The sequence below is a fragment of the uncultured Candidatus Kuenenia sp. genome (assembly GCF_900696675.1).
In the GTDB taxonomy this organism is placed as follows: domain Bacteria; phylum Planctomycetota; class Brocadiia; order Brocadiales; family Brocadiaceae; genus Kuenenia; species Kuenenia stuttgartiensis_A.
Map to the genome: position 1 here is coordinate 1 of NZ_CAADGZ010000035.1, position 14,026 is coordinate 14,026.

Annotated in this window: 9 protein-coding genes; 3 read left to right on the forward strand and 6 right to left on the reverse strand. The window is 40.5% G+C overall.

Going from position 1 to position 14,026, the window contains the following annotated elements; translation table 11 throughout:
• Nucleotides 1–334: 334 nt before the first annotated feature.
• Nucleotides 335–2,878: a tetratricopeptide repeat protein gene (locus QZT26_RS07280; protein WP_295101426.1), complete on the forward strand. Its 2,544-nt coding sequence runs from the start codon at nucleotides 335–337 to the stop codon at nucleotides 2,876–2,878.
• A 167-nt stretch (nucleotides 2,879–3,045) separates the two neighbouring features.
• On the opposite strand, the gene QZT26_RS07285 is transcribed toward QZT26_RS07280, so the two are convergent.
• From QZT26_RS07285 to eno, 4 genes are all read right to left on the reverse strand, one after another.
• Nucleotides 3,046–4,023 carry an acetyl-CoA carboxylase carboxyltransferase subunit alpha gene (locus QZT26_RS07285; protein WP_099324555.1) on the reverse strand — a complete coding sequence of 326 codons (978 nt, stop codon included), beginning with the start codon at nucleotides 4,021–4,023 and terminating at the stop codon, nucleotides 3,046–3,048.
• A gap of 252 nt (nucleotides 4,024–4,275) precedes the next feature.
• Nucleotides 4,276–5,532: a glutamate-5-semialdehyde dehydrogenase gene (locus QZT26_RS07290; RefSeq protein WP_099324554.1), complete on the reverse strand. Its 1,257-nt coding sequence runs from the start codon at nucleotides 5,530–5,532 to the stop codon at nucleotides 4,276–4,278.
• Complete coding sequence (locus tag QZT26_RS07295; RefSeq protein WP_099324553.1) at nucleotides 5,498–6,037, reverse strand: septum formation initiator family protein; 540 nt, start codon at nucleotides 6,035–6,037, stop codon at nucleotides 5,498–5,500. Before QZT26_RS07295 ends, QZT26_RS07290 begins: the two co-directional genes overlap by 35 nt.
• Nucleotides 6,013–7,305: a phosphopyruvate hydratase gene (eno, locus tag QZT26_RS07300; protein ID WP_099324552.1), complete on the reverse strand. Its 1,293-nt coding sequence runs from the start codon at nucleotides 7,303–7,305 to the stop codon at nucleotides 6,013–6,015. Before eno ends, QZT26_RS07295 begins: the two co-directional genes overlap by 25 nt.
• Before the next feature lie 578 nt (nucleotides 7,306–7,883).
• Between eno and QZT26_RS07305 the strand changes: the two genes are divergently transcribed.
• Nucleotides 7,884–8,207 carry a hypothetical protein gene (locus QZT26_RS07305; protein ID WP_099324551.1) on the forward strand — a complete coding sequence of 108 codons (324 nt, stop codon included), beginning with the start codon at nucleotides 7,884–7,886 and terminating at the stop codon, nucleotides 8,205–8,207.
• 210 nt (nucleotides 8,208–8,417) lie between these two features.
• The gene (locus QZT26_RS07310; RefSeq protein ID WP_295101431.1) at nucleotides 8,418–9,620 is read left to right on the forward strand and encodes a hypothetical protein; all 1,203 of its coding nucleotides are present in this window, start codon (nucleotides 8,418–8,420) and stop codon (nucleotides 9,618–9,620) included.
• Between the two features lie 560 nt (nucleotides 9,621–10,180).
• Here QZT26_RS07310 and QZT26_RS07315 read toward each other — a convergent pair.
• Complete coding sequence (locus tag QZT26_RS07315; RefSeq protein WP_295101433.1) at nucleotides 10,181–13,021, reverse strand: c-type cytochrome; 2,841 nt, start codon at nucleotides 13,019–13,021, stop codon at nucleotides 10,181–10,183.
• 23 nt (nucleotides 13,022–13,044) lie between these two features.
• Nucleotides 13,045–13,878, reverse strand: coding sequence for a cytochrome C (locus QZT26_RS07320; RefSeq protein WP_295101435.1), 834 nt, complete (start codon nucleotides 13,876–13,878; stop codon nucleotides 13,045–13,047).
• Between the last annotated feature and the right edge of the window lie 148 nt (nucleotides 13,879–14,026).

A 14,026-nucleotide genomic window follows, 5' to 3' on the forward strand; every position in this document is an offset into this window, starting at 1 on the left:
TTGGGAACGCAATTGCACTGGAAACTTTGTTTCCAGTGAGGGTCTGACTTGACAAATTACAAACTGTCTTAACCCTGTGATTTTATTCCCTATCTATCAGCAAACAGGCGAGAAACCGGAGTTTCTCAAACAAATGCATTCCCAAACAGATACTTCACTATGTTCAGTACAAGGTTTGGGAACGAGTATTTTTGTTTTTTAAAAAAACTAAAGTGTTACATTTGTTTAGAATTTCAAATCATTTTGTCATTAGAATTTGTTTCGTGTTTCGTGTTTCGTGCTTGGGAACGAGCGTTTTTAAATGCAAGAAAAAAACCATTTTTTTAAAAAATAAATGCTTTTGACTATATATAGCAACAAAAAATCATTACATATTCTATCAATCGTCATTCTTTCCACCGTTTCAATTCTCACGTATTTAAATTGTCTGCCAAACCAGTTTGTTTACGATGACAATTCTACCATTATAGATAACCATTTTATTGAAGACTGGCGGAATCTTTCCGCCTTATTTACCCACGATTATTTTGCCCGCTCCGGAGAGCTGACATACAGGCCGGTAGTGACTCTTTCTTATTTTGTGGACTATTCACTCTGGCAATCCCGCCCAATGGGTTATCACATCACAAACGTAGTATCACACACAATAAATTCGGTGCTGGTGTATTTTCTTATATGCTGTTTGGGCAGATGCTTTTTCCCCGTCAAATACCCCGCTTCTCAGTATATAGAGGGCAGTGCATCATACATCAATCATGCATTTTTAGCTGCCCTGTTGTTCATAATGCACCCCATTGTAAACGAAACGGTTAACGCAATAAGTTATAGAGAAGACCTGCTTGCAACCAATTTTGCACTGCTCTCCTTTTTGCTTTTTCTGCTCTCTGACAAAAAAACGTCTTCTCTCGCATACCCTGAGAAAACAAAAGACCGTCGCCGGATATTCTTTACTGAAATGGCGCCAATGCCTGCAATCAAACATTGTATTCCTGTTTATATTGCGGCAATGACAACCTATTTCCTGGCATTGCTTTCCAAGGAATCTGCCATTGTGCTGCCGGGATTAATCTTTTCCTTTTGCTTCCTTTTCAAAGAACGCACGGTAAACATCCCCTCTCCATCCCTGGAAAAAGAACCAGGCGCTTTCCATATCAACCGCTGTGCAGGTCCCACCGAAGATGCCCAAAACAACTCCTCAAAACCCGGGTATTGGAAAAACAGGGCGTGCCTTTTCTTCAGGGCTTTTGCAAAAATAGCCGTATCTCCTCATTTCATAAGCTATATAGGGATCAGCATTATGTATCTCATCCTCAGATTTATCGTATTTCGTAATATCCATGAGAATATCGAATATCCCGGTAATAGTTTCCTGACGGCCTTGTTTACATCAACAAAAGTAACAGGCAGATACATTTCCAATATCTTTATACCTTTTAATCTTAATGTGGACTACCATGTCTTACCCATTAAATCGCCTCTGTCGGTTGCCTTTATTGTGCCATTTTTATTTTTAACAACTCTTATTGTTATCATTCTCCGTTTAAAAAGAAAATGCATATTTCAAACCTTCAAACCGCAGCAATGTGATAAAAATAGCGCAACATTTCGACAGGAAAGATTTTATTTCATATTGTTTGGGATATTGTGGTTTTTTATTTCCCTCCTTCCTGTCATAAACATTATTCCGTTAAGCAATCTTATGGCAGACCGCTATCTTTATTTGCCATTCATAGGATGTTGTATAGTTTTTTCAACGGCAATTACACATCAAAAGAAAGCGATTAAATACTCTTTCATCATTCCGGTTTTAATAGTTTGTGCGATCATCACAATCACCCGGAACAGACATTGGGAAAATGAATTTACACTGTGGTACAATTCCGCTCAAAATCCACTCTGCAGCTTTACTACCTATAATAATCTTGGCACGCAGTATAATAAAAAAGATGACCCGGATACCGCCCTTATGTATTACCGCAAAGCAATAGAAAAATCACAGGAAACCGGATTTACCCGTTATGCTACGGTGCACTACAATATGGGGAATGCTTACAAAAAAAAGAATCAGTTGCCCCAGGCAATTTCTTCTTACAAAAAAGCACTCCAAATAAAACAGGATTACAAACAAGCGCATAACAACCTTGGGAAGATTTATTTTGAGATGGAACAATATGACGATGCGTTTGAGGAATACAATACGGCTTTGGCAATCGACCCCGGTTTTGCCGATGCACATAATAATTTAGGCGTATTGTATAACAAAAGAGGCATGGATGAAGATGCGATTGCCGCGTACAAGAAGGCGGTTGCCGCAGACCCATTAAACAGTGACGCATATTACAATCTGGGCAATGTTTATGAATCAAAAAACCAATTCGAACTTGCCGTGGAGGCATATCAATCCGCACTGGCGATTGACCAGGCGCTGGCATATGCCCACAACAATCTTGGTGCTCTTTATGACAAAAAAGGTATCCTTGATAAGGCGATAGAAGAATATCGTCAGGCAATAAAATATGACCCCTTGTATCCTTATGCCCACAACAACCTTGGCGCCTCCCTCGCAAAAAAAGGCGACATGGATAGTGCGCTGTCAGAGTTTCAGGAGGCAGTTCATTTACTTCCCGATAATCCCGATTTTCGTTTTAATCTTGGGTACGTATTTCTCAGGATGGGAAATAATGCCCTCGCATTACAAGCATTTGAAGAAACCATTCGTATTAAACCTTCTCACACAGAAGCACTTTTCCGTGCAGGGGTTATACATTACGAACAAGGCAATAAAGATAGGGCAGAAACGTTGTTGAAAGAAGCGATTGCGATTAGCCCGGGGCATTTAAAAATAAAAAAATACCTGGAAATGATTGAAAACAGGTAGGAATACGAAGTACGAGTTATGAGCTACAAAGTACGATTTAAAAATCACAAGTCCCAAGTCGTAAATTAATAAAAAAGGAAGCCACCGATTACACAGACTTCGTCGTGAGCTCTGTAGAACGATTGCACAGATTAAAAAAATCGTAAAATCGTACTTCGTATTCTGGTTTAAACCTCCAGATATTTCCCTATTTTACGGTATCTGTTGTATCTGTCTTCTATAAGTTTGTCGGTAGGGATAGTTTTTAACTGATGCAGATATTTAAGCAGAAACGATTTCATTGTCGAGGCAGTCTTTTCGGGGTCTTTATGGGCAGCGCCGGATGGTTCAGGTATGATTTCATCCGCAATGCACAAATTCAATAAATCCTTGGCAGTTAAGTGTAGTTTTTTAGCAGCTTCCGGCGCCATTTCTCCATTTTTCCATAATATTGCGGCACATCCCTCTGGGGAAATAACGGAATAGTAGGCATATTCGAGAATTGCAAATATATCGCCAATTCCGATTCCTAATGCCCCTCCGCTGCCGCCTTCGCCGATAACGATATTTATTATAGGCGTTCTCAGCCGGGACATCTCATAAATACTCTCTGCAATAGCATGTGCCTGCCCCCTTTCTTCCGCTCCAATATCAGGATTTGCCCCCGGGGTATCTATTAAAGTAATAACAGGTAATTTAAACTTTTCCGCAAGCTTCATCTTTTGCAATGACTTCCGGTATCCTTCAGGATTTGGCATGCCAAAATTACACGCAATACGTTCCTTTGTGCTTTTCCCCTTTCGGTGTCCTACGATTAACACCTTTTCCTCATCAATCTTGCCAAAACCGCAAACCATTGCCTTATCATCGCCAAATCGTTTATCCCCATGGAGTTCAACAAAGTCTTCCACGATAAAATTTATATAGTCTGTTGACAGTGGGCGTAAGGGATGCCGTGCGATTTTAACGATATCATAAGGGGTTAATTTAGCAAAGATTTCCTTTTGTATCTGTTCTTGCTCTTCCCTTAAGTAGCGTAATTCATCGTCATGCTCTGATTCGCCTTTTAAAGAGGCATTTTCTAAATCTTCTATACGATGTTCAAGTTCCAGAATCATATTCTCGAGTTCTGCTATTGATCTTTCACCAAAAGCTGCTTTTCCCATAATATTTACACCAAATAAAAAAATAATGAAAGGTTTCCCTGATTCGTTTGAAATTATTTAAAAGTCCTATTTCCGCAAAACAAACAATAATTTATATCATTTTTTTCTGGTGAAGCAAGTTTTATGAATGCCCTTACGGCAGGGAAGGTATTTCTTTGGAAGTTAATTTGCCGCAAAAAGCGAATTACGAATTACGAATTACGAGGTATGATTTAAAATCCCAAGTCCCAAATTCCAAATCGTACTTCGTAGTTATTCCCGCAATTGGCCGTTTCCAAAAACCACAAATTTATAGGAGGTAAGTTCTGCAAGTCCCATTGGCCCTCTGGCGTGGAGTTTATCCGTGCTAATGCCAATTTCAGCCCCCATGCCAAACTCATAGCCATCGGTAAAACGGGTAGAGGCGTTGACGTATACCGCTGCGGCGTCTACCTCGCCGGTAAATTGCAGGGCATTACTATAATTGGTAGTGATGATTGCCTCTGAATGACCTGAACCGTATTTTGTTATATGAGAAATAGCGTCATCTATTGAATCCACTACTTTTATGTTTAACACCATATCCAGGTATTCATTATGATAATCTTCGTCCGTTGCCGGTTTTATCGTATCTAAAAAGGTACATGTTTTTTTGCAACCCAGCAATTGCACGCCGGAATCAACTAATCTTTTCGCTATTTTTGGCAAAAAAACGGGAGCGATATTTTCATGCACCAGCATCGTCTCCATTGCATTACAGGTTGCAGGCCGCTGAACCTTGGCATTGAAACAAACCTCTTCGGCAATTTTCAGATCGGCAAATTCATCCACGTAGGTATGGCAAACGCCTTTATAGTGTTTTATAACAGGGATGGTCGATTTTTCAACGACGGTACGGATGAGTGCTTCTCCGCCACGAGGAATGACGACGTCAACATATTTGTCAGACGTAAGTAAATAATCAATCGCCTCCCTCTCTGTAATTTCGACAAGCTGTATGCCGTTTTTATCGAGTCCTGCCTTTTCCAAAGCGGCAGTAAGTATTTTATACAGCGCAATATTAGAATGAATCGCCTCTTTCCCACCCCTTAATATAACGGCATTTCCTGCTTTCAGACACAATGCCGCAGCATCGGCGGTCACATTAGGCCGTGATTCATAAATAATAACAATTACGCCGATTGGTGTGCGTATTTTTTTTATCTGCAAACCATTTGGCCGTGTATGCCCATGAATAATTTCTCCTACAGGGTCGGCAAGATGAATGATTTGCCTTACACCGTCAGCCATTGCGTTGATACGTTTATCGGTCAGGGATAGGCGGTCAATCATCGCTTCTGACAGTCCGGCTTGTTTTGCGGCGAGCACATCTTTTTTATTTTCCGTTAGAATGAAATCCGCAGAGGAATTTATGCCTTCCGCAATATAATCAAGTGCAGTATTTTTTAACGCTGTGCTTGCCGTAGCAATACGCCGCGAAGCGCTTTTCGCATCTCTAACGATTTGATTTATATAATTTTCTATATTCATAATAGTAGGTAATCAGATAATATGCGGCGGTAACAAGAATTATCATGGCAGGAAGCTGCCATGGAAAAGACCCGTCGAAGAGGAATGATTTCCACCGGTTTGGGGCAGTTGCAGCAACGGGCTTTTTTCCGGGGACGCTTTTTATATTAAAACGATACTTATCATAAAAAACCTCTCCAGGCGCAAAATATCCTAATTGTTCACGCGCTTCTTTTTCAATACGGAGAGGGTCTTTCTGTAAAGAGGAATACTCGCTCTCGAGACTGTCGTTTTCCAATCTTAATTGTACCACATGTCCCTCAAGAATCCTTTTTGTTTCTAACATACGAAATCTTTCCTGACGGGCATGCGTAATTAGGTAGGAGAAGAGTACTACGACAAATGAGGTGACAAGGGTAATCAGGATGTATTTGCCGAAATAAAAGGGTTTTTCCTCTCTTTTCTCACAAAAAAGATTTCCCCGAAAATGATTGCCATGCTCTATACCTGTTTTTGCAGTCTGCATAATTTACCTCCATATATTGCGTTATCCGAGAGGTCTTCTTCTATACGTAAAAGTTGATTGTATTTGCATATACGATCCGTCCTGCTTAGTGAACCGGTTTTTATTTGGCCGGCATTGGTGGCTACTGCTATGTCTGCGATGGTGTAATCTTCTGTTTCGCCTGACCGATGAGAAATGACGACTGAGTAGCCATTCGTCTTTGCCAGTTCAATTGCATCTAACGTTTCTGTTAAAGTGCCAATTTGGTTGACCTTGATTAAAATGGAATTGGCTACGCCTCTTTCAATTCCCTTTGCCAGGATTTCCGTATTTGTAACGAATATGTCGTCTCCTACGATTTGAACCTTTTTTCCCAGTTGATTGGTAAGTTTAACCCAACCATCCCAATCGTCCTCCGCCAAACCATCCTCAATGCTGCAAATAGGATACTTATTCAAAAATTCCGTGTAAAGGGCGATGATTTCATCGCTTGTTTTTTTCTTGCAACCCTCTGTGCGCAATACGTATTTTCCTTCCTGATAAAATTCACTGGCAGCAGAGTCTAACGCAAGATAAACATCTTTTCCCGCACTATACCCGGCGTCTTTAATCGCCTGAAGAATCAAATCAATCGCCTCTTCATTAGTTTTCAAATTCGGAGCAAAACCGCCCTCATCTCCAACATTAGTGTTGTATCCATTTGATTTTAAAACAGAGCGAAGGGTATGAAATATTTCTGCGCCGGTGCGCAAGGCGTTCGCAAAGCTGTCCGCATTTACCGGCACAATCATAAACTCCTGTATATCAAGATTGTTGTCGGCATGTTTGCCGCCATTCAGGATATTCATCATGGGGACGGGCAAAACCTTTGCATTCGTACCGCCAATATACCGGTATAGGGGAACCCCCAATGCATTAGCAGCCGCTTTTGCCGTTGCAAGCGAAACGCCTAAAATAGCATTTGCCCCGAGTTTCTCTTTGTTTTTGGTGCCATCTAATTGTATTAACAGGTTGTCAATCTCTACCTGGCGGGTTGCATCCATTCCTTCGAGTTTATGAGAAATAATTTCATTTACGTTTTTAACCGCAGTCTGAACCCCTTTGCCCATAAATCGTGAAGGTTTATCAGTATCTCTCAGTTCCAGGGCCTCCCTTTTTCCTGTGGAAGCTCCGGAAGGCACGGCGGCACGGCCCATAATTCCATTCTTCAAAATCACATCGACTTCTACGGTAGGATTTCCCCTTGAATCCAAAATCTCTCTTGCTTTAATACTATAAATAATGGTCAATTGACAGCTCCTGTTTTATATGTATATCATTGATAGAATGTAAGTTACGAACTTTAAAAAAACATGAATTCCTCTATAGCACATTTTTTGGCTGATGTCAAATATATTCTGTTAGACTGCTGTTCTAATCATTTTATATATATCTTATACGTGGAAAACATGCGCTAAATTGTATCAATTTCGTTTTTTGAAAAATTCCAATAATAACGATATTTGCCGCACGGTGTAGGGGTGAAGCATTTGGCCGTTTGAGCATGAACGCATGTCTGCCCGTTATAGCAAATGCTTCGTCCCTACGGTTTCAAAAAACCTGCTATCAGAGAGAAACAAAAATACTTTGATAAAAACCTAAATCAGTGCCCATTTTTGCCGATATCAAAACTAGCGTTGCACCACAATAAACGTATACGGTTCTGAGAGAATAAAGTTTTGAATAACGATACAATGAAGATATAATTTTTAATGGCGGCAAAATTTAACTAAAAATGATATTAAACGCGCCTTTTATTTGTTCTGTACAGTGCGAAATTTAAATCTACAAACTTAAAAAAACATTTTTGAATATTAAGGAAGGTACTATGGATAGAATAACGAGCGACCCCTCCATGCTGAAAAGTATTGGCTTGAAGCGTTACGAAGCGAATAAGCCGGTAAAAAACAGAGAGAAAGAGGGGAATACCAGTTCCGAAAAACAAGACGCCGTTAGCATTTCTCAGGAGTCCAGGATTTTTAGCGAAAAAATTGAAAATCTGAAAGCAATCGTTAAAAACGAAGTATCGGATACAAGGTCTGCAAAATTAGTGGAAGTAAAAGAAAAACTGGAAACAGGGTTTTATGAAAAAGAGGAAATATCAGAAGAAGTGGCGGATAAAATAATAGCTGCATTCAAAAACAAGGCATAAAAAACTTTTTGCCAAATACAAAAACTGCGGTAGTCATCTCCCGGCACCCTTCCGAATCCATTTTAAACATGTTTTTACTTTCTCGTAAATCCCGGAGTGGTAATAAGAGCCTGCTAATTTGTATTAACTACAAATGATCGGGCTTTTTTTATTTATTTTAAAACAAACTTAATACTGATAATCCCTTTAATAAAAAGATGCCCCTTAAAAATGTTAAAAAAAACTTATACATCATTAATATTCACTATTACTTTTTTTATCTTTTCAGCGCAAACCTTGCCTGCGCAGGAACAAAAATATAAGGTTGTTATCTTTCCCTTTGTGTATAACCTTGGATCAGAGGGTCAAATTGCAGGGGTGGAACGTATTATACAAAGCGAGTTCATCCGGTCTGGTCTTTTTAGCGTAATAGACCAGAAACGTACTTACCATTATGTGAGAAAAACTGTTTTGCATAATTTCTACAAGATTGACAACGTGGAAAAAGGTTCAAACTTTAGTAATAAAGATATTATAGACCTTTTTTTTAGTTTTGAGTGGGAAAAAGTAGTAAAAATGACAAAGCAATTAAATGCAGATTTCGGGATAAAAGGCAGTCTTTCCCAATTTGGCGAGGGATACCGGGCAGATATCGAAGTGATAAATGCAAAGGAAATAGAAACAGTAAGACTGCAGGAGATGAAGGATAAAACGGTGGGTGCATTGGTGGGGGAATGCGAGTCAGCGGAGAAAATTCCGGAAATGTTTGAAAAACTTGTGCAGCAAATCACAAGACTTTGCCTTTCAGACAAAGTAATGGAAACTGCCGAAGATATCATAGAAAGTTACTATCAGGGAAAATTCACATATCAGGAAACGGAAAACAAATTACTGGAACTTGTTTCTGATATGCCGGAAGAGTTTGTTCTGCAATATACGTTATTTTCCCATTATCTGGAGAATCCTGAAAAAATCGACCGTTTAATAAAAACGGGAGAAAAGGCAATACATTTATTTGATTCAGGCAATGAAGAACATATAAGGTACATGTCCTTTTTAGGGTTAGACCTCTTTCACGAACTTGCCAATGCCTATGTTATTGCCGGTAGCTTTTCAAAAGCAATAACAGTCTACAATCATGCATTAACAATATACCCAATGAACCATGCTAAATATTTTAAACAGTTGGGAGTGTTGTATCTACTGGAGGACAAAGGAGAGGCATCCATGGATGCTTTTAAAAAAGTGCTGAATATCGACCCGGCGGATTTTGAATCCAATTTTACCATAGCTGCCCTCTATGAAGCAAAAAAGAACACGGCAAAGGCCCTCGAACAATACCGGAATTGTGTTAAATATGCGACAAACCCAACCGACAGGTCGAAAGTATTAGAGGCAATTAAAAAACTGGAGGCGAAAGAACCCTTGCGTTAACCTTGAATAATAACTAAAGCGCTAACAGTTTATATTCTTTAAAAAGTAAAAGTGCTCGTTCCCAAGCTCCGGCTTGGGAACGTAAATGCATTGGAAGCTCCCGCTTCCCTTTCGTCATAATTATTCAGTTTAAACTTTGTATGTGGACTAAATGGGTAAGATGAAGCACCGAAAGATATTTTTAAATATCATCGGTAGCATTTTTCATTCTTTTTTTCCAGGCGAAGCTGGAGCTTCTCAAACAATTGCGTTCCCAAGCCGGAGCTTGGGAACGAGAGTATTATTTGAAATGCTAAACGAGAGCATCTTTCGTATTTCGTGCTTGTTTAGTTCTGGCTATGCTAGCTTAGGATAAATAGCTCCGTCAGGAGCAACCTGTAAAATGAATGATTGACAGGGAGACTGCTTGCTCCTACGGTAGAGAGATGCAATATTTTGCGCTCTATTAGGTGATACGTTTTCCAAAAAACTAAAGTGTTACCTAAAGCAACATTTTATTCTTACGTCCAGCACAAAAATTGGCAGTGCATTAACCCAGTCATGGTTGTTTCTTTGTAGTGCTATTCCCAAAGGTTCATCAAAAAATCCTTCATAACCTCTACCTGTTCTTCAGGTGTTCCGGGAATATATTCCTGAAATTCTCCTTCTCTGAAAAATTTAGGCATTTTTGTTCCCGGCTGAATCGATTGCGGGTCTAAAAGCCATTTCTTAATCCACTCCGGCTTGAGCCGTGTCTTTGCAAGCATTAGATCAGGCGCCCAGTCTGCGGGCTCCCCTTCCGGCATTTTACTGCCTCTGATATGGCATTGCAGGCAATGAACATTTTCAGATTCGAATAGCTTTTTCGCAGCTTCGAGATACCCGGGAAATGCCAGTTCTTTTTTTTCTATATATCCCTTTTTTGTTTCTTCGATATATTCATATGGGTATTGTTCCTCATCTTTTGCGGCGAGAAATATTGCCAGTTTGGTTGCCTCTTCTGCTGACATGCCAAACATCGCCATTTTTACATCGAGCCATGGCCTGAGATCAAAGGGTTCTTTTAAAAATGAAAATGTCCACTCGCATTGCACCTTCTTACCTTCACCGTATAATAATGGTGGTACAAAGACCCGTGCCTCTTCAGGCATGATGCCTCCTTCTTCCACATGATATGCTATAATACGGCTCGCCAGTTCAATTTCCGTTACTCTGTCCTGTTTTGCAACATCCTCTGCTGCAATAAATACCACATCACCGGCTTTGTGCCCGTAGCGCTCGTTATCTTCCATTAATTGAAAATAAACGCCGTCATCCTCTTCTATTTTTACCATTCCCGAAAGTTCTATACCATCGTTAAGATATATTCTGTCCAAATCAAACTGATGGCATCCGGAGCAATTGTATTTGTTTATAATCATCCTGCCTTCCGCAATTACCTTTTGTCTCTCAGATAACGACGCAACATATTTCTCCGGCAATTTTTCATCCCTTAATCCTGAAAGAAAGATGACCAACGCTTTTATCTGTTCCACGGACAATCTAAAGTCTGGCATCTTCAGCCGGTCTTCCGGCTTTTTATACTTCCCTTCGTCAAACTGTCTTGGGTGCTGCAATTTTGCCTGCAACCATGCCCTTCTTGCCTCGCCAATGTTTTCCGTATAATGTTTCAGCCCTGCCTCGCCAAGTATCTTTTTTTCCAAAAGCCCGAAATCGAATAAGGGTATGTGTTTCGATCCGATATCGGACAATTCTGCGCCAATTTTGCCAAGTCCTTCCATGCCCTTAATTTCATGGCATCCAAAACAGCCATATCTTTTGATTAAAGCCTCGCCCGTGCGCGCCTTGTTTTTGTCTGTTAACCATTCAATATTCTTAGTTTCATCATCGTCAGAAGGTTGTTTTGTTTTGCCTATTAAATATCCGGCGATGAGGCGGGCATTTACGTCGTCTATCCTGAAATTTGGCATCCTTGTAAGTGGTTCTTTACTTTTTGGATTGAGTATCCATTCAACCAGATACATATCGCGCATCTTTGCGCCAGTCTTTGCCAGATTGGGGGCAAACGTTCTTTCCGCCCCTTCTTCATAACTATGGCATGCCAAACAGCCTGTTTGTTCAAAAAGGAAATCGCCACGTTCGTACTCTTCCTCGGTAAGCCGGATTATTTCGTCATTATCGTCTTCCGCATTGTCAGCGTGTTGCCATAGATATGCTGCTATTGCACGGGATTCTTCTTCGGACAATTTAAAGTCCGGCATTCGGGTGGTTGGCCTGAAAGCCTTTGGATCTCTTATCCAGTCAGTTAACCATCCGGGTTTTACCTTGTTTTTAATATTACGCAAACCGGGACCTATAATTCTGTCCTTATACTCTCCAAAACCTTCTGTATCATGGCAACCATAACAACCAAGTTCCCCGAATAACTTTTTCCCTTCCCAAAGTACCTCTGCCCCCTTTACTTCCCTTACACCATTATGGCATCTGATGCATGAGGCCTGCGCAACGACACCGCGGTATATTGGAGTAAGCCAGTATTCAACCTCTCCGTGCGCTTTTTTCACCCCTGATGTTGCGCTTGATTGTCCTTCGTGGCATAAAACGCAGCCAAATTTTTCAGGCGGGTGATTTCCCAGATATAATTGTCTGTCGGGATGGCTTGCATATGGCTGTTCTTCTGAAACACTTTCAGGTTTATCTATGCCGGGGTGGCAGGACATGCATCGATCAACTATATTTATATCTTCCAGATAGGTTTGGTATACCTGGAGACCTGTACGTGCTGTTTTGAATTTATTTAATTTGTTTTTGCTATACGCTACTCCCGAAGTGTATGAATCTAATTCATTTGTATAAGTTATAACATCTTTTTTCAATTCTCCCTGCCTTGTCCTGATTAATGCAAGCCGGTTTTCAGCCACCTTCCGTTTCATGGCACGTTCTTCATTTTCTTTTTCCAGCGCAGCTATTTCTTCTTTCAATTGTTCATTCTGCGTTTTCCCATAAAGGTATTCTTTCTCAGAGATTTTATTTCGTGCCACCACGGACAGAAATTTCAATGACTCGACTTCCTGTCCGGCGCGCTTTTCTTCGGTTAACAGGTTTTGATACTCCTTCTGTACTGCTGGAGCAATGAAGGCATCCTGTGCATGTTTCAGGTTTTCTTTTGCCTCCGTATATTTTTTTTGTACTTCGGGACTCTCGAAAATGGCGACTGACTTTGTGTATTCTTCCCCTGCTTTTTCATATTCCAACTGATAAAATTTCTTTTGATATTTTTTCCATGGCCGTCTGTCAACTACTTCATTCACTACTGCCCACAAGGCAACTGCAGCAAGGATAAAGCTTACAACCGCAAACGCCGCCGAATAGGACTTTTCCTCTTCTCTCTTTTCTTTTTTTCGTACTTTTCCGGTTTCCATAATCACACGTAAATAATAGAAAATTATATGTTAAACCAGGGGGTCACCCAGGTATATTTTATGTGAAACACCAATCGCAGGCATACTTTTATCGGAAGCGCCATCATGCAGAGAAAGAGGAAGGCAACGATTGTATATCTAATGAACCCGAGCTTCTCTATAGCCAAACTTTTTCTGCGTTTTAAAAACCGGTAGGGGAAGGATATCCCCAAATAAAAATAACCAAACAACACTAACCCGCCAAGCATAAAGCCCGGCAAAGAATTCGACCTGATCCCTATAAGGCTGGTCAGATCATAATTTGTTTCCGCAACAACCCGATGTGGGTCCCACTCATGCCATGGCCAAAACCACAACCAGCCTGGTCCACGCATAAACACCCCGACGATGATCAGCAATATCCATAAGACGTGAAACCCAAAGCAAAAGGTCAGCATCGCAAATTTTCTTTCTTTAAAGGTATAATAACCATTCCCCTTTGGATTACTATCCACATAGGGAATGACCATTAACCCGGCAATTATCAGCATCGGGAAAATAACGCCGGCAATCCATGGGTCAAAATAAACAAGCATTTCCTGCAATCCCAGAAAATACCAGGGTGCCTTTGCAGGATTTGGAGTCATGGTAGGGTCTGAAATTTCTTCAAGGGGAGCGTCAAACAGGACAGACCAGACGATGAGTATGATTGTGCAAATAATAGCCGCCAGGAACTCTTTTCTTATCAAGAATGGCCATGTGGCTATTTCATCTTCCGATATATCAATATCTTTTTCCCTGGCAGACGTCTTGCCTTTTATAAAGGCAAGGGCGCGATGCCGGTCTTTCTTTTCTTTATTTTCCTCGCTATTACTCATATCTGTTTCGTAAAAAGGTCTTCAATCTGTTTTTGCCGCTGTTACATTTTTTGCAACACTTTAGTTTTTTGAAAAATTCCAATAATAGCGATGTTTGTCGCATAGGGTAGGGGCGAAGCATTTGCCCGTTTGGGTATGAATGTATTTA